The organism is Thalassovita taeanensis, from assembly GCF_900110775.1.
GTDB classification, from domain to species: Bacteria; Pseudomonadota; Alphaproteobacteria; order Rhodobacterales; family Rhodobacteraceae; genus Litorimicrobium; species Litorimicrobium taeanense.
Genome location: NZ_FOEP01000002.1, coordinates 82,417 through 96,925, shown reverse-complemented (window position 1 = coordinate 96,925; position 14,509 = coordinate 82,417). Strand labels below are relative to the sequence as shown.

The window sequence follows — 14,509 nt, the reverse complement described above, 5'->3', positions numbered from 1 at the left end:
ATGGGTATGAAGCCGACAATTACCCTTGAACAGGCGCAGAGCCTTCCGCTTTGGCGCCGCCCCACCAGTCTGCTGTTTTTGATGGCAGCAGCCATGCCTGTGGCCTTTGCCACATGGTCGGCGCTGTTGAACAATTTTGTCATTGAGGTGGCGCAGTTCGATGGCTCTGATATCGGCTGGTTGCACACCGTGCGCGAGATACCGGGCTTTCTGGCCATTGGTGTGATCGCTCTGATCATGGTGGTGCGCGAGCAGGTGCTGGGCGTCGTGGCGCTGGCGCTGCTGGGGGTGGCAACGGCGATGACGGCGTTGTTCCCTTCATTGGGCGGTATTTTGACCATCACCATGCTCAGCTCGATCGGGTTTCACTATTACGAGACGGTCAACCAGTCGCTGCAATTGCAGTGGCTGCCGAAAGACCGCGCGCCGCAGATGCTGGGCTGGTTGTTGGCCGCGGGGTCGGCCTCGACTCTGGTGGCGTATCTGCTGATCGTGCTCAGCTGGGAAACGCTGGGGCTGAGCTATAATATCGTTTATATGTTGTCGGGCGGGTTTACCGCCGTGGTCGCGGTGTTCTGCCTGCTGGCCTATCCGCAATTCGAGGCGCCCAATCCGCAGGTGAAAAAGTTCATCCTGCGCCGCCGGTACTGGCTGTATTACGCGCTGCAATTCATGGCAGGCGCGCGGCGGCAGATTTTCGTGGTTTTCGCAGGCTTCATGATGGTCGAAAGGTTCGGCTTCGACGTGCATGAGGTGACCAGCCTCTATCTTATCAATCTGGTGGCCAACATGGTGCTGGCCCCGGTGTTCGGCAAAGTCGTGGCGCGGTTCGGTGAACGTAGGGCGCTGATCTTTGAATATGTAGGGCTGGTGACTGTGTTTTTGGCCTATGGCGGGATCTATTGGTTCGGTTGGGGCGTGATGCTGGCGGCGGTGCTGTATGTGATCGACCACATGTTTTTTGCGCTGGCTTTGGCGCTCAAGACCTATTTCCAGAAAATCGCTGATCCGGGGGATATTGCCCCCACGGCGGCGGTGGCTTTTACCATCAATCATATTGCCGCCGTTTTCCTTCCGGCGGCGTTGGGCTATCTGTGGTTGACCTCGCCCGGCGCGGTGTTTGTGATGGCGGCGGCCATGGCGGGGATTTCCCTAAGTCTGGCCCTGCTGATCCCGCGCCACCCCGAGCCGGGCAATGAGACGATTTTCACCCGGTTCATTCCGGCCCCTGCGGAATAACATCAGCGGAATACCATATGCGCCCACCTGCAAAGTTCACCACCGGGTCAACCATGCGCCATGTGGCCGTGATGACCATGGCCGGGTCGCTTGGCCTGAGTTTCATGTTTTTGGTCGATTTTCTGGCGCTGTTCTGGATCAGTCGCCTGCACGACGAGGTGCTGATCACCGCGCTGGGGTTCGCCGGGACGATTCAGTTCTTTGTTGTCTCCATCGCCATTGGCATGATGATCGGCGCCGTCGCTCTGGTCAGCCGCGCGCTAGGGATGGGAGAGGCCGACCGCGCCCGCAGTATTGCGACCTCTGCCATGATCTATGGCGTGGGGGTGCAGGCGGCCATTGCGTTGCTGGTCTTTGCATTTCGTCGCCCGCTGTTGATCTGGTCCGGTGCCGAGGGTGAGGCGCTGGAGGTGGCGATATCTTTCCTTGAAATCTCGTTGCCATCGCTGCCGCTTATCGCGGCGGGCATGTGCGCCGGGGCAATCCTGCGGGCGGTCGGTGATGCCTGGCGGTCGATGGCTGTGACCATGACGGCGGGGCTGGTTGCGGTCGTGCTGGACCCGCTGTTGATCCTGTGGATGGGGTGGGGCGTGCAAGGGGCTGCGTTGGTGATCGTGATTTCACGCGCGGTGATGGCGATCGCAGGCATTCTGTGGCTGGTGCGTGGGCATGACATGCTGGCGCGTCCGAAGGCGATTGATCTGCGCCTGTTCCTGAAACCCTTCTGGGTGATTGCTCTGCCAGCGGTTGGCACGCAAATTTCTACTCCGTTTGGCAACTGGGTGCTGATCCGCGCCATGGCCGAGCAGGGCGACAGCGCCGTGGCCGGGCTGGGCGTGGTGATGCGCCTGACGATCCTCAGCTTTGGCGGCATATTTGCCCTATCGGGGGCGATTGGCGGTATCATCGGACAGAACGCGGGCGCGGGCCTGCATGCGCGCGTGGCCAAATCCTATGTCGATGCGCTGAAGTTCTGCGCGCTGTACACTGGCGTGACGTGGATCCTGCTGGCGCTTTTTGCCGATTATGTTGCGGCGGCCTTTGGGCTCAGCCCCGAGGGTGCACATATCGTGCATGTGTTTTCCTACTACGCGGCAGGGTCGTTTGTGTTTACCGGGGCGCTGTTCGTTTCAAACTCGGCGTTCAACAATCTGGGCAGGCCGCTGTGGGCGACTGTGGCAAACTGGACCCGCGACGGGGTGCTGATCGCGCCGCTGGCCTTTGGCTTGGGCACGCTATACGGGGCGTCCGGCGTTGTGATGGCGCAGGCTGTGGCGAACGTGCTGGTCGGGTGTGTCGCGGGTTGGGTCGGCTGGCGGTTCGTCAAGGCCAGGATGGGTATTCAATCCGGCCCGGATGCACATCCCATACGCCGGGGCGCTTGACCCCGACGGGCAGGACGCTTAGGCGCTAAGGCGATCACACCGGAGAGTCCCATGCCCACATTCACCGCCCTGACCACCCTGACCGGAAAAGACCCTGCCGAGGCGCTTGGCGAAGCGATGGAGCGGCTGGAGCCGGAACCCACTGGCGTTGGCGTCTTCGAGATCGAAGATGGTTCGGGCCTGTGGGAGGTCGGTGGTTATTTCATTGAGGCGCCGGATGAAACCGGGCTGGCCGTTCTGGCGGCGGCCTTTGGTGCGAAACCTTTCGCCATTTCCGAGCTGCCTGAAACCGATTGGGTCGCCAAGGTCAAGCGCGAGCTGGCGCCGGTCGTGGCCGGGCGGTTCTTTGTCTATGGCAGTCATGACGCTGACAAAGTGCCGGACGGCGCCGAAGCGCTGCTGATTGAGGCGGCGATGGCCTTTGGCACTGGGCATCACGGCACCACGCAGGGCTGCTTGCGCGCGCTGGACCGGTTGGCGAATGCGGGCTTTGTCGGGCAAAACGTGGCTGATATCGGCTGCGGCACCGCTGTACTGGCGATGGCGGCGGCACGCATCTGGCCGAACCCGGTTCTGGCCAGCGATATTGACGAGGTCGCCGTCGAGGTGGCCGAGGCCAATGTGCGCGTCAACGCTCTGGCGGGCCGTGTCACCTGCCTTGAGGCGGCGGGGTTCGATCACCCTGATTTGAGCGCTGCTGCCCCCTTCGATCTGGTCTTTGCCAACATCCTCAAAGGCCCGCTGATTGACCTTGCCCCGTCAATGGCGGCGAATCTCTCGGCTGGCGGCTATGCGATTCTCTCGGGCATTCTGAACGAGCAAGCTGATGATGTGATTGCGGTTTATGCACGGAATGGCATCAATCTTACCCACCGCGAAGAGATTGGTGAATGGACGACGCTCACTCTTAATAAATGAAGTGAATTCACGTCGAAATTGCAGCAACTTTTAGGCAGCTGCCCCAGAAATGCCACAATTCGACGGTAATTTTTCCTTGTGTCGCGGTGGGGGCCACGACCAGGAGGCTGATATGGCCGACGCGTTTAACGAGTTTGATCAAAGGTTGCGCCGAATTGACCGCAGCCGTGCCCGTCTGAAGCATGGGTATGTTACTATTGTCGACCGGGATGGGCTGATCGTCACCCGACCCCGCAGGGTCCGCCGAGGCGTGCCATTGCGTGGACTTTTTCTTCTAGCTCTCGGATTTCTGGGGTTCAAGGCGCTGTTGATGGCGCATCTTGGCTTTGGCATCTATGATGACCGTGTGCGTGGTCTGCAAGATGGTCCGGCTGTTGAGCAGCTAGGGGCGGTGGTGATGCAGTCCGATCCGGTGTCAGCCTACATTGCGCAGCAGATCCGGCCATATTTGCGCTGACATCCGCTGCACCTGTTTAAAGCAAAACGACCGCGTCGAACCTTCGACGCGGTCGTGTTTGTTTTGTGCCCGGCTGGGTATCAGCGCTTGACGACTACGAAGTCAATATCGCCACGGGACAGGCCGATATCTTCCAGCTCGCGGTCCGACAGGCGCGACAGGGCATTGCGGGTGACGCGCGCGTCATTCCACGTTGCCGCAGCGCCGATCACGGACGCGAGCATATTTGAAATACGGCTGGCGACTCCGCCAGCCTGATACTGGGTGCGGGTGTTGTCATAGACAGCCATATCAGGTTCCTCGGTTTGGGTTGTAGAACGATCACCGTTCATAGCTGGCACATAAAACGCCCAATTAGCGCGCACAACTGGGGTAGATTGCATAAGTCCTATGCGGTTTGTGCATGGGCGCCGCGGGGTGCTAATCGCCTTGCAAAAAAGGGCGATGGATCGGCTTCTGGCGTCGGTTTCCACACTCTAAATGTCGCAATTTGCTGCGCCGCAGCGATTTATATGCAAAAAGCGCCATTCCGGCGCACGGATGTATTCGCGTTGGCCTTTGTTCGCCTTTCGTGCTAGTGGGGTAAAAAAGCAACAGAGCAGGGGGCAGGGATGCGGGTTTTGGGGATTGATCCCGGTTTGCGCAATCTCGGATGGGGGGTGATCGATGCTGAAGGAAGCCGACTCACCCATGTGGCGAACGGTGTTTGCCACTCCGAGGGCGACGATCTGGCGATGCGTCTGTTGTCTTTGCACACTCAGCTGAGTGCGGTGTTGCGTCAGTACGCCCCCGATACGGCGGCGGTTGAGCAGACTTTCGTCAACAAGGATGCGGTCGGGACGCTGAAGCTGGGTCAGGCACGCGGGATCGCGCTGTTGGTGCCTGCGCAGGCTGGGCTGAGCATCGGAGAATACGCCCCCAACAAGGTCAAGAAAACGGTTGTTGGCGTTGGGCATGCGGCGAAGGTGCAGGTCGAGCATATGGTCAGGATGCAGTTGCCCGGGGCTGTGATCAACGGCCCGGACGCGGCGGATGCGCTGGCCATAGCCATCTGTCACGCCCATTATGCCCGCGCCCCCGGCGTGGCGGGCCTGTACGAGAAAAAGGTGCGTGCATGATTGGCAAGATTTCCGGGCGGCTGGAGTATCGCGGTGAGGATCATGTGCTGATCGACGTGCGCGGCGTGGGCTATCTGGTCTATTGCTCGGATCGGACGTTGGCTAGCCTGCCGCGAATGGGTGAGGCGGTGGCGCTCTATACAGATCTTCTGGTGCGCGAGGACCTTTTGCAATTGTTCGGGTTCCCGACCCTGCTGGAAAAAGAGTGGCACCGGCTGTTGATGGGGGTGCAGGGGATTGGGGCCAAAGCCTCTCTGGCGATTTTGGGCACCTTGGGGCCCGAGGGCGTCAGCCGGGCGATTGCGCTGGGGGATGTGAACGCGGTCAAGGCGGCCAAGGGCATCGGGCCGAAAACGGCGCAGCGGATCGTGCTGGAACTGAAGGACAAGGCGCCGGGGATTATGGCGATGGGCGCCACGCTGTCCGCCGCCATGGGGACCGACGAGGCTGAGGTGATCGAAGTGCCTGACCCTGTGTCAAAGTCCAAGCCTGCGCCCGCGCGCCCCAGCAGCGCCACCGCGCAATCCGAGGCTCTGTCCGCCTTGTCCAATCTTGGCTATGCCCCGTCCGAGGCGGCGGGCGCTGTCGCGCAGGCCGCGACGGACCAGCCGGATGCCGAAACGCCCGCCCTGATCCATGCCGCGCTGAAGCTGCTGGCTCCGAAAGGCTAAGCGATGACCGAGCCCGACCCCAACCTGCGCCCTGATCGTTTGCCCGAGGACAATGACCGCGCTCTGCGTCCGCAGGCATTGGACGAGTTCATCGGCCAGGCCGAGGCGCGCGCCAACCTCAAGGTTTTCATCCAATCCGCCCGCCAGCGTGGCGAAGCGATGGATCACACGCTGTTTCACGGCCCTCCGGGCTTGGGTAAGACGACGCTGGCGCAGATTATGGCGCGCGAGTTGGGGGTGGGGTTCCGCATGACCTCGGGGCCGGTTCTGGCCAAGGCGGGCGATCTGGCGGCGATCCTGACCAATCTGGAAGCGCGCGACGTTCTGTTCATCGACGAAATCCACCGCCTGAACCCTGCCGTCGAAGAAGTGCTGTATCCGGCGCTGGAAGATTACGAGCTGGACCTGGTGATCGGCGAAGGCCCCGCCGCGCGTACGGTACGGATCGAATTGCAGCCCTTTACGCTGGTCGGGGCGACCACGCGGATGGGCTTGCTGACCACCCCGCTGCGCGACCGGTTCGGTATTCCGACACGGTTGCAATTCTATACCGAGGATGAACTGCATGAGATCGTTACCCGCAACGCCCGCTTGCTGGGTGCACCTGCCGAACCGGATGGCGCACGCGAGATTGCCAAACGCTCGCGCGGGACACCGCGCATTGCCGGTCGCCTGCTGCGCCGGGTGGTGGATTTCGCCGTGGTCGAGGGCAACGGCCGGGTGACACAGGCGATGGCCGATCACGCGCTGACCCGGCTGGGGGTGGATCATCTGGGGCTGGATGGCGCCGACCGACGGTATCTGACGCTGATCGCCGAGAATTACATGGGTGGCCCGGTGGGGATCGAAACGCTGAGTGCTGCGCTGTCCGAGAGTCGCGACGCGCTGGAAGAGGTGATAGAGCCGTTTCTCTTGCAGCAAGGCCTGATCCAGCGAACTCCGCGCGGGCGGATGCTTGCGCAGAAGGCTTGGACCCATCTGGGCATGGCCGCGCCGAAGGGGCAGAATGATCTGTTTGGCTAAAGTCTGAATTTTGCGTATGTGGGGCAAAATGAAACGAGAGGGATTTGCGCCGTGTCAGACGCAGCGATAACGCCAAGCCAGATTGAGGCGCTGTTTACCCGCAGCGACGACAGTTTTGTGTTTGCCCGTTGGGGCAGGCCGATTGTGCCGGTGGTCTTTGGCGTCGATGACAAAACGCTTGAGGTCGTGAAGGGCGCGGTTGAAGCGGTCGTCTTTCTGGCCGGACATAAGATGGCCGAGACCGACCCCGAGTTGGGCGCCAATCTGATGGTGTTTTTCTTTCGCGACTGGTCCGAACTGGCCGATGTGCCCAAGCTTGACCAATTGATCCCGGGCTTTGGCCCGCTGGTGGAGCGGCTGACGCAGACGGGGGCGGATCAGTACCGTGCGTTTCGGTTTGACGCAGACGGCACGATCAAGGCGGCGTTTGTCTTTGTGCGTATGAACAGCCCACTGGCCGACATGTCGGCGGAAACACTGGCGTTGGGGCAGATGGCGCAGGTGATCTTGCTGTGGTCTGACACGGCATTCCAGAACCGTTCACCCTTGGCGCGCGTGGGCGAGCGTGTGATCCTGCATCCCGAGATCGCGGATGTGATCCGGGCGGCTTACGATCCGATTCTGCCGGGCGCCAATTCGGACCCGAGCCACGCGCTGCGTCTCTTCGCACGGATTGCGCAGATCGCTGGGTAAGCGGCACGTTGCCTGTCGGGGCGCATGGGCGGTTGCGGGCTGGGCGGGCTCTGGCCTAGGGTGCGGCTAACACAGCCAAAGAGGCCTGCCATGACACACCGTTTGCCGATCCGCGTCTACTATGAAGATACCGATATGGCCGGGATCGTCTATTACGCCAATTACCTGCGGTATATCGAGCGGGCGCGCAGCGACTGGGTGCGCGGGCTTGGCATCGACCAGAAGCAGATGAAGGAGGACGGGTATGTCTTCGCCGTGCGCCGGGTCGAGGCGGATTATCTGCACCCCGCCAGGTTGGACGACGAACTGATGGTCGAGACCGTGGTGACGCAGGTGACCGGGGCGCGGCTGGTGATGGATCAGACGGTCAAGTGCGGCGACGAGACCCTGTTTCATGCCATCGTCACCGTGGTGGTGATTACCGAAACGGGCCATCCGGCGCGGCTTCCGGCAAATATCCGCCTGATGCTGCATTAATCTTTGCCGCAAAGGGGGAAATGACACAGTTGTGTTGGCTTTCCCCTTCGCGTTCAGCTATTTTGGTTTGTAATAAAGGCCCAATACAAAAACCGAGGCCGTGAGAGTAGAGCAGGCATATGGAAACAGAGACCCTCGCACTGGCGCAGGAGATTGATTTCTCCATGTGGGCGCTTTTTGCGCGCGCAACCCTGACCGTGAAACTCGTGATGATCCTGCTGATCGTCGCCTCGTTCTGGTCATGGTCGATCATCATTCAGAAAAGCATTCTCTATCGCAAGGCTCGGCGTCAGGCGGCGGCGTTTGACCGCGCCTTCTGGTCGGGCGAGCCGCTGGACGAGCTGTTCGAGCAGACCGGGGCAGAGCCAAGCGGCCAGTCGGAAAAGATATTCGCGGCAGGCATGATCGAATGGCGGCGCAGTCACCGCACCGATGGCGGGTTAATCGCGGGCGCGGCCGCACGGATCGACCGGTCGATGGATGTGGCCATTGCTAAAGAGGCAGAGGTGCTGCAAGGCGGCTTGCCCGTGCTGGCCACCGTTGGATCAACCGCGCCCTTCGTGGGCTTGTTCGGCACGGTCTGGGGCATCATGCACGCCTTCATCAACATTGCTGAGCAGCAGAACACCAACCTTGCCGTTGTGGCGCCGGGCATTGCCGAGGCGCTGCTGGCGACTGGGCTGGGCCTGTTGGCGGCCATCCCGGCGGTTATTTTCTATAACAAGCTGAGCTCTGATAGCGACAGGATCGTTGCGGGCTACGAAAGCTTCGCCGACGAGTTTGCGACCATCCTCAGCCGCCAGTTGGACAGCTGAGCCATGGGCGCTGGTGTCATGCAAAAAGACGGAGGCGGTGGCCGCAGGCGGCGTAGCCGTCGTGGTGGCGCGCGGCCAATGGCGGAAATCAACGTCACGCCCTTTGTCGATGTGATGTTGGTGCTTTTGATTATTTTCATGGTCGCGGCCCCGCTGATGACAGTGGGCGTCCCGGTTGAGCTGCCGAAAACCGCCGCCAATGCTTTGCCGGGCGAACACGAAGAGCCTTTGGCTGTGACCATAACCGCCGAAGGTGTTGTGATGATCCAGACCACCGAAGTGCCACGCGACGAACTGATCAACCGGTTGCGCGCCATCGCGACCGAACGCGAGGGCGACCGGGTGTTCCTGCGCGCCGATGGGGCGGTGCCCTATGAACAGGTCGTACAGGTCATGGGCGCGCTCAATCGTGCAGGGTTCAGCAATATCGGGCTGGTGACGGATACGGGCGGGCCTGCGCTGAACGCGACGGGTAACTGAGGCGGCGATGAACACCGGGCAGTATATCTCGGGCGCAGGTCACATTGGTCTGATTGGCTGGTTGCTGCTGGGCGGCGCCTTTGCACCCGCACCAGAGCCGTTTGAAGTGACCGAGGTATCGGTCATATCGACCGAGGAGTTCGAAACCATGCTGGCTGCCGAGCGCCCGCCCGAAACCGCGACAGATGTGTCGGTGCCGCCCGCACCCGAGGTGCCGCAGGATCAGCCCGCGCCACCCGCGCCGCAGGCCGAGCCGGACCGTCCGCAGCCCGAGGCCGCCGAGGCTCCGCCGCCACCCGATCCTCGCCCTGATGTCAGTCAGCTCGCGCCGCCGCCCGCCGAAGTGACAGATCAGCCGCCGGTTCTGGCCCCGCCACCGCCCGAAACTGCGGTGTTGGCGCCGGCTGTTTCAGATCGCCCGCGTCCGCGCCCCGCACCGCGTGTGGCGCCTCAACCAGTCGCGGCACCCGAGCCAGATGTAAAAGTGGATGAGGTCAAGCGCGAAGAAGCCGTGACCGAGGCGCCAGCCGAAACGCCGCGTGAAGAACAGCAAGCGACGGCGCCTGAGGAAGCCACGACCGAGATCGTGACCGAGGCCACAGAAGAGCCGGCCGCGCCAGCCACATCAATTCGCCCCAAGACGCGCCCGGCGCGGTCAGAGCCTGCGGCCGAAGCCAAGCCCGAAACCAAGACGACGGCCAAGCCTAAACCCGACGCAGATACGACCACGCGCCGCGATGCGGTCAAGGATGCGCTGGCCGAAGCGCTGGCCGGAGCCGCGTCAGAGCCCGCTGCGGCGCCATCTGGCCCGCCTCTGACCTCGGGTGAAAAAGACGCGCTGCGCGTTGCGGTACAGAACTGTTGGAACGTGGGCTCGCTTAGCTCGGACGCCTTGCGCACCACGGTTGTGGTCGCCGTCAGCCTGTCCGAAGATGGCCACCCGGTGGGCGGCTCGGTCCGCATGGTCAGCGCCTCGGGCGGGACAACCGAAGCCACACGACAGGCGTTCGAGGCTGCCCGGCGCGCCATCATCCGCTGTGGTGCCAGCGGATTTTCGCTGCCGAAAGATAAGTATACGCAATGGCGTGACATTGAAATGACATTCAATCCGGAGAAAATGAGGATCAAATGATGACACGCTTTCTGACCCTCCTGGCGGCCTGCGTCGCCCTGACCCTTCCCGTGGCGGCGCACGCTGGTCCGCTTCGGATCGAGATCACCGAAGGCGTGATCGAACCCTTGCCGTTTGCGGTGCCCAACTTTGTGCCCGAAAGCAGTGCAGCCGCAAAAACCGCCGCCGATATCGCGCGCGTGGTGGCCGAGGACCTGAGCGGCACCGGGTTGTTCCGCGAGATCCCCAGCGGGGCCTTCATCAGCCAGATCACCAGCTTTTCCAGCCCGGTACAGTTTGCCGACTGGAAGGCGATCAACGCACAGGCGCTGATCACCGGTGCGGTCAGCGTACAGGCAGGCGGGCGTTTGGTGATCAAGTTCCGGGTCTACGACGTCTTCGCCGGGCAAGAGCTGGGCACCGGTCTGCAATTTGCGGGCACGCAAGAGGGCTGGCGCCGGATGGCGCACAAGGTGGCCGATGCCGTTTACAGCCGGATCACCGGCGAGGGCGGGTATTTCGACAGCCGGGTTGTGTTCGTTTCGGAAACCGGCCCCAAGGATAAACGCCGCAAGCGGCTTGCGATCATGGATTATGATGGCGCGAATGTGCAGTTCCTGACTGACAGTTCCTCGATCGTTCTGGCGCCGCGGTTCTCGCCGACCGGCGATCGCATTCTTTATACCAGCTATGAAACCGGGTTCCCGAAGATTTACGTTCTGGACGTGGCAAGCGTTGGCCGCCGGGTCTTGGAAAGTCAGGCAGGCACGATGAGCTTTGCGCCGCGCTTTGGCCCGGATGGCCGCACGGTGGTGTATTCCCTGACCGAAGGCGGCAACACTGATATTTACCGCATGGACATCACCACGGGGCAGTCGCAGCGGCTGACCAGCGCACCCTCGATTGAAACGGCCCCCAGCTTCAACCCGGATGGCAACAGGGTCGTGTTCGAAAGCGATCGCAGCGGCACGCAGCAGTTGTACGTGATGAGCGCGACCGGAGGCGAACCGCAGCGGATCAGTTTCGGGCAGGGGCGATACGGCACGCCGGTTTGGTCTCCTCGCGGCGATCTGATTGCCTTTACCAAGCAAAACAAAGGTCGGTTCCACATTGGCGTGATGCGCGCTGACGGGTCAGAGGAACGGTTGCTGACCGCCTCGTTCCTGGACGAGGGGCCGACTTGGTCACCCAACGGTCGTGTAATCATGTTCACCCGCGAAACGCAGGGGGCGGGCGGGCAATCGAGCCTGTATTCGGTGGATATTTCCGGGCGCAATCTTAAGCGGGTGCGGACCGAGGGCGGGGCGTCTGATCCGGCTTGGTCACCGCTTCAGAACTAAACAGAAACAGGCGGGGCGGGCAATGTGCCGCCTTGCTGCAAGGCTATGCGTTTCCACGATGGAAACGATATGATAGAAATGAAGCAAAGAACATGAACACGAGCGGGGCACGTTACATGACATATCTGACACGGGCAGTAATCCTGACATCCATTCTGGCCCTTTCGGCCTGTACCAACCCGGACCGCTTCGGTAGCGACGATGTCGTTCTGAACGGCGGCGGCACCGGGGCAGGAGCGGCAGGATCAGTCAGCGACCCGACTTCGCCGCTGTATTTCCAGCAGGCCGTGGGCGACCGGGTTTTGTTTGCAGTGGATCAGTCCAGCCTCAGCCCTGAGGCGCGTGTGGTGCTGGATGGTCAGGCAGGCTGGCTTCAGACCAATTCGGATTATACTGCGATCATCGAAGGACATGCTGACGAGCAGGGCACACGCGAATACAACCTTGCGCTTGGCGCGCGTCGCGCAAATGCGGTGCAGGAATATCTGATTTCGCGCGGGGTACCCGGCGGGCGGCTGAGGGTCGTAAGCTATGGCAAAGAGCGCCCGATCGAGATTTGCAGTGAAGAGGCGTGTTATGCCAAAAACCGCCGTGCCGTGACGATTATTTCGTCCGGTCTGTCAGGTTAAGCCGGAGGTCGCCATGCGCTGGATTTTTGTCACATGTATCGGCCTTCTGGCGCTTCCCCTGACGGGGAGGGCGCAGGACCGGGCCGAGACGCTGGCCGATGTCCGGCAGGAAATGTCCGTGCTCTATGTCGAGGTGCAGCGGCTCAAGCGCGAGCTAAGCACGACCGGCGCATCTGGCGGCTTGTCTCAGGGTGGGTCGGCTTTGGTGCGGATCGACGCGATTGAGCGGGAATTGCAGCGGCTGACGGGCAAGACCGAAGAACTGGAATTCCGCATCAACCGCGTGGTGACAGATGGCACCAACCGCATTGGCGATCTGGAGTTCCGGCTGGTCGAGTTGGAAGGTGGGGATGTGTCGAAGCTGGGCCAGACCACAACGCTGGGCGGCGGCACAGCGGCACCCGCGCCTGCAGCGCCAATCGTCCCGAATGCCGAGACCGAGATGGCGGTGGGTGAAAAGGCTGATTTCGAGCGGGCAGAGGGGGTGCTCGCCTCGGGTGACTTTCGCGCCGCCGCAGACCTCTTTGCGACCTTTGGCGAGACCTATCCGGGCGGGCCACTGACGGCGCTGGCGCATCTCAAACGTGGCGAGGCTCTGGCGCAGTTGGACGACCAAACCGGTTCGGCCCGCGCGTATCTCGAGGCGTTTAGCAGCGACCCGAAGGGCGAACACGCCCCTGATGCACTGTTCCGCCTTGGGCGGGCCTTGGGTGGTCTGGGCCAGACCAGCGAGGCCTGCGTGACCTTGGGCGAAGTGGGCGCGCGCTTTCCTGCCTCTGCTGTCGTTGAACAGGCCGAGGCCGAACGGGCGCGTTTGAGCTGTTCGTGACACGCGAAAACGTAGATTTGCATGCAAGCCTGTCGCAGGCTCTGGACGGGGTCGCGGGGCCGTTGGGGGTCGCCGTTTCGGGGGGCGGGGATTCTCTGGCGTTGCTGTACCTGTTGGCCGACTGGGCTGGTGATGCCGGGGTGGAGCTACATGTTGTCACCGTCGATCACGGCCTGCGTCCTGAGGCGCGCGATGAAGCGCGCGCTGTGGCGCTGCACGCTCATGCACTTGGGGTGTGTCATGACACGCTGCTTTGGCAGGGGTGGGATGGCAGTGGCAACTTGCAGGATCAGGCGCGACGCGCGCGCTATGGCCTGATCGGCGCGTGGGCCAAAGAACATGGAATTCCGCAGGTCGCGCTTGGGCATACGGCGGATGATCAGGCTGAAACAATGCTCATGCGACTGGCGCGCGGCGCGGGTGTGGATGGCCTGTCGGGCATGGCCGTAAAACGCCGGGTCGGCCCGGTTGAGTTCCTGCGCCCGCTCTTGTCGTTGCGTCGCGAGGCACTGCGTGACGCATTGCGGAGTCGTGGGGTTGAATGGGTCGAAGACCCTTCAAATACGGATGTACGGTTCGATCGGATCAAGGCTCGCAGAGCGCTGGAGAACCTTGGCGATCTGGGGGTGAATGCCTCGTCTCTGGCCTTGGTGGCCGGGAATATGCGTCAAGCCCAAGAGGCGCTGAACTGGGCCGTTTTGGGGTTTTCTCGTCAAAATGTGCAGGTACGGGCGGGGGATGTCATCATCGACCGCAAAGCTTTCCTGACCCTGCCGCGGGAATTGGCCCGTCGTTTGCTGGTCCATGTCCTGAACTGGTTGGCGGGGGCGGAGTATGCGCCGCGTGGCCGCGCCGTGGTTGGCATGATCGAGGCTGCGGCGAGTGGCACGCCTGCGGTGTTGCAAGGCTGCCGCATGGTGATCCGTAAGGGCGGCCTGCATTTCTTTCGCGAACTGAATGCCGTGGCCAAGGTGCGGTCTGCTCCTGATGGTCTGTGGGATGGTCGGTGGCGCCTGACCGGCCCGGCGCAGCCGGGGCAATGGATTGCTGCGCTGGGGCACGAGGGGCTGGCGCACTGCCCCGATTGGCGCGCATGTGGCCGACCTGCGGCGGCGGTGGCGGCGGGGCCTGCGGTCTGGTCCGATCAGGGGCTGGTCGCTGCGCCTTTGGCCGGGGTGTCGGCGGGATGGCGCGCGGAATTGGCCCCAGAGCACGAAGATTTCCTCTCGGGGCTTTCATAGCATTGAAGATAGGTGCATGATCTCTATTTAAGATCGGTGGGGCCTGTGATAGGCGCAGGTCCAAACCGAAGATTTGGGAGAAT

Annotated in this window: 17 protein-coding genes; 16 read left to right on the top strand and 1 reads right to left on the bottom strand. The window is 62.1% G+C overall.

The window, feature by feature from the left end; all coding sequences use genetic code 11:
• Positions 1–6: 6 nt before the first annotated feature.
• From BSF79_RS02910 to BSF79_RS02895, 4 genes are all read left to right on the top strand, one after another.
• Positions 7–1,239: an MFS transporter gene (locus BSF79_RS02910; RefSeq protein ID WP_090268692.1), complete on the top strand. Its 1,233-nt coding sequence runs from the start codon at positions 7–9 to the stop codon at positions 1,237–1,239.
• Positions 1,240–1,256: 17 nt separating this feature from the next.
• Entirely contained in the window at positions 1,257–2,624 is a 1,368-nt protein-coding gene (locus BSF79_RS02905; RefSeq protein WP_090268117.1) for an MATE family efflux transporter, read from the top strand.
• A 51-nt stretch (positions 2,625–2,675) separates the two neighbouring features.
• On the top strand, positions 2,676–3,542 hold the full coding sequence (locus tag BSF79_RS02900; protein ID WP_090268115.1) for a 50S ribosomal protein L11 methyltransferase: 867 nt from the start codon (positions 2,676–2,678) through the stop codon (positions 3,540–3,542).
• Positions 3,543–3,654: 112 nt separating this feature from the next.
• Positions 3,655–3,999 carry a hypothetical protein gene (locus BSF79_RS02895; protein WP_090268113.1) on the top strand — a complete coding sequence of 115 codons (345 nt, stop codon included), beginning with the start codon at positions 3,655–3,657 and terminating at the stop codon, positions 3,997–3,999.
• Positions 4,000–4,079: 80 nt separating this feature from the next.
• Here the strand turns inward: BSF79_RS02895 and BSF79_RS02890 are convergent, their stop codons facing one another.
• Positions 4,080–4,289, bottom strand: a complete 210-nt coding sequence (locus tag BSF79_RS02890; protein ID WP_090268691.1) for a DUF1127 domain-containing protein — start codon at positions 4,287–4,289, stop codon at positions 4,080–4,082.
• Positions 4,290–4,610: 321 nt separating this feature from the next.
• Here BSF79_RS02890 and ruvC point away from each other — a divergent pair, with 321 nt between their 5' ends.
• From ruvC to tilS, 12 genes are all read left to right on the top strand, one after another.
• Positions 4,611–5,117: a crossover junction endodeoxyribonuclease RuvC gene (ruvC, locus tag BSF79_RS02885; protein WP_090268111.1), complete on the top strand. Its 507-nt coding sequence runs from the start codon at positions 4,611–4,613 to the stop codon at positions 5,115–5,117.
• Positions 5,114–5,788, top strand: a complete 675-nt coding sequence (ruvA, locus tag BSF79_RS02880; RefSeq protein WP_090268109.1) for a Holliday junction branch migration protein RuvA — start codon at positions 5,114–5,116, stop codon at positions 5,786–5,788. The genes ruvC and ruvA overlap by 4 nt, the downstream gene beginning before the upstream one ends.
• A gap of 3 nt (positions 5,789–5,791) precedes the next feature.
• Positions 5,792–6,811 (top strand): Holliday junction branch migration DNA helicase RuvB, encoded by a 1,020-nt coding sequence (ruvB, locus tag BSF79_RS02875; protein WP_090268107.1) that lies wholly within the window; start codon positions 5,792–5,794, stop codon positions 6,809–6,811.
• Between the two features lie 66 nt (positions 6,812–6,877).
• Entirely contained in the window at positions 6,878–7,504 is a 627-nt protein-coding gene (locus BSF79_RS02870; protein ID WP_090268690.1) for a hypothetical protein, read from the top strand.
• A gap of 90 nt (positions 7,505–7,594) precedes the next feature.
• A complete protein-coding gene (gene ybgC / locus BSF79_RS02865) occupies positions 7,595–7,981 on the top strand; it encodes a tol-pal system-associated acyl-CoA thioesterase (protein WP_090268105.1) in 387 nt (128 codons plus the stop codon).
• A gap of 119 nt (positions 7,982–8,100) precedes the next feature.
• The gene (gene tolQ, locus BSF79_RS02860) at positions 8,101–8,796 is read left to right on the top strand and encodes a protein TolQ (RefSeq protein WP_090268102.1); all 696 of its coding nucleotides are present in this window, start codon (positions 8,101–8,103) and stop codon (positions 8,794–8,796) included.
• 3 nt (positions 8,797–8,799) lie between these two features.
• Positions 8,800–9,276: a protein TolR gene (tolR, locus tag BSF79_RS02855; protein WP_090268100.1), complete on the top strand. Its 477-nt coding sequence runs from the start codon at positions 8,800–8,802 to the stop codon at positions 9,274–9,276.
• A gap of 7 nt (positions 9,277–9,283) precedes the next feature.
• Positions 9,284–10,408 carry an energy transducer TonB gene (locus BSF79_RS02850; protein ID WP_090268098.1) on the top strand — a complete coding sequence of 375 codons (1,125 nt, stop codon included), beginning with the start codon at positions 9,284–9,286 and terminating at the stop codon, positions 10,406–10,408.
• The gene (gene tolB, locus BSF79_RS02845; protein WP_090268096.1) at positions 10,405–11,727 is read left to right on the top strand and encodes a Tol-Pal system beta propeller repeat protein TolB; all 1,323 of its coding nucleotides are present in this window, start codon (positions 10,405–10,407) and stop codon (positions 11,725–11,727) included. Before BSF79_RS02850 ends, tolB begins: the two co-directional genes overlap by 4 nt.
• Positions 11,728–11,843: 116 nt before the next feature.
• Positions 11,844–12,356: a peptidoglycan-associated lipoprotein Pal gene (pal, locus tag BSF79_RS02840; RefSeq protein ID WP_090268095.1), complete on the top strand. Its 513-nt coding sequence runs from the start codon at positions 11,844–11,846 to the stop codon at positions 12,354–12,356.
• A gap of 13 nt (positions 12,357–12,369) precedes the next feature.
• A complete protein-coding gene (gene ybgF, locus BSF79_RS02835; RefSeq protein ID WP_090268093.1) occupies positions 12,370–13,185 on the top strand; it encodes a tol-pal system protein YbgF in 816 nt (271 codons plus the stop codon).
• Positions 13,182–14,426 carry a tRNA lysidine(34) synthetase TilS gene (tilS, locus tag BSF79_RS02830; RefSeq protein WP_245776299.1) on the top strand — a complete coding sequence of 415 codons (1,245 nt, stop codon included), beginning with the start codon at positions 13,182–13,184 and terminating at the stop codon, positions 14,424–14,426. The genes ybgF and tilS overlap by 4 nt, the downstream gene beginning before the upstream one ends.
• Positions 14,427–14,509: the final 83 nt, after the last annotated feature.

Coding starts and splice junctions, on each gene's coding strand:
- ruvC (WP_090268111.1), top strand. CDS start 4,611: ATGCGGGTTTTGGGGATTGATCCCGGTTTGCGCAATCTCGGATGGGGG.
- BSF79_RS02850 (WP_090268098.1), top strand. CDS start 9,284: ATGAACACCGGGCAGTATATCTCGGGCGCAGGTCACATTGGTCTGATT.
- ybgF (WP_090268093.1), top strand. CDS start 12,370: ATGCGCTGGATTTTTGTCACATGTATCGGCCTTCTGGCGCTTCCCCTG.
- pal (WP_090268095.1), top strand. CDS start 11,844: ATGACATATCTGACACGGGCAGTAATCCTGACATCCATTCTGGCCCTT.
- BSF79_RS02905 (WP_090268117.1), top strand. CDS start 1,257: ATGCGCCCACCTGCAAAGTTCACCACCGGGTCAACCATGCGCCATGTG.
- ruvA (WP_090268109.1), top strand. CDS start 5,114: ATGATTGGCAAGATTTCCGGGCGGCTGGAGTATCGCGGTGAGGATCAT.
- ruvB (WP_090268107.1), top strand. CDS start 5,792: ATGACCGAGCCCGACCCCAACCTGCGCCCTGATCGTTTGCCCGAGGAC.
- BSF79_RS02895 (WP_090268113.1), top strand. CDS start 3,655: ATGGCCGACGCGTTTAACGAGTTTGATCAAAGGTTGCGCCGAATTGAC.
- tolQ (WP_090268102.1), top strand. CDS start 8,101: ATGGAAACAGAGACCCTCGCACTGGCGCAGGAGATTGATTTCTCCATG.
- BSF79_RS02910 (WP_090268692.1), top strand. CDS start 7: ATGAAGCCGACAATTACCCTTGAACAGGCGCAGAGCCTTCCGCTTTGG.
- tolB (WP_090268096.1), top strand. CDS start 10,405: ATGATGACACGCTTTCTGACCCTCCTGGCGGCCTGCGTCGCCCTGACC.
- BSF79_RS02900 (WP_090268115.1), top strand. CDS start 2,676: ATGCCCACATTCACCGCCCTGACCACCCTGACCGGAAAAGACCCTGCC.
- BSF79_RS02890 (WP_090268691.1), bottom strand. CDS start 4,289: ATGGCTGTCTATGACAACACCCGCACCCAGTATCAGGCTGGCGGAGTC.
- ybgC (WP_090268105.1), top strand. CDS start 7,595: ATGACACACCGTTTGCCGATCCGCGTCTACTATGAAGATACCGATATG.
- tolR (WP_090268100.1), top strand. CDS start 8,800: ATGGGCGCTGGTGTCATGCAAAAAGACGGAGGCGGTGGCCGCAGGCGG.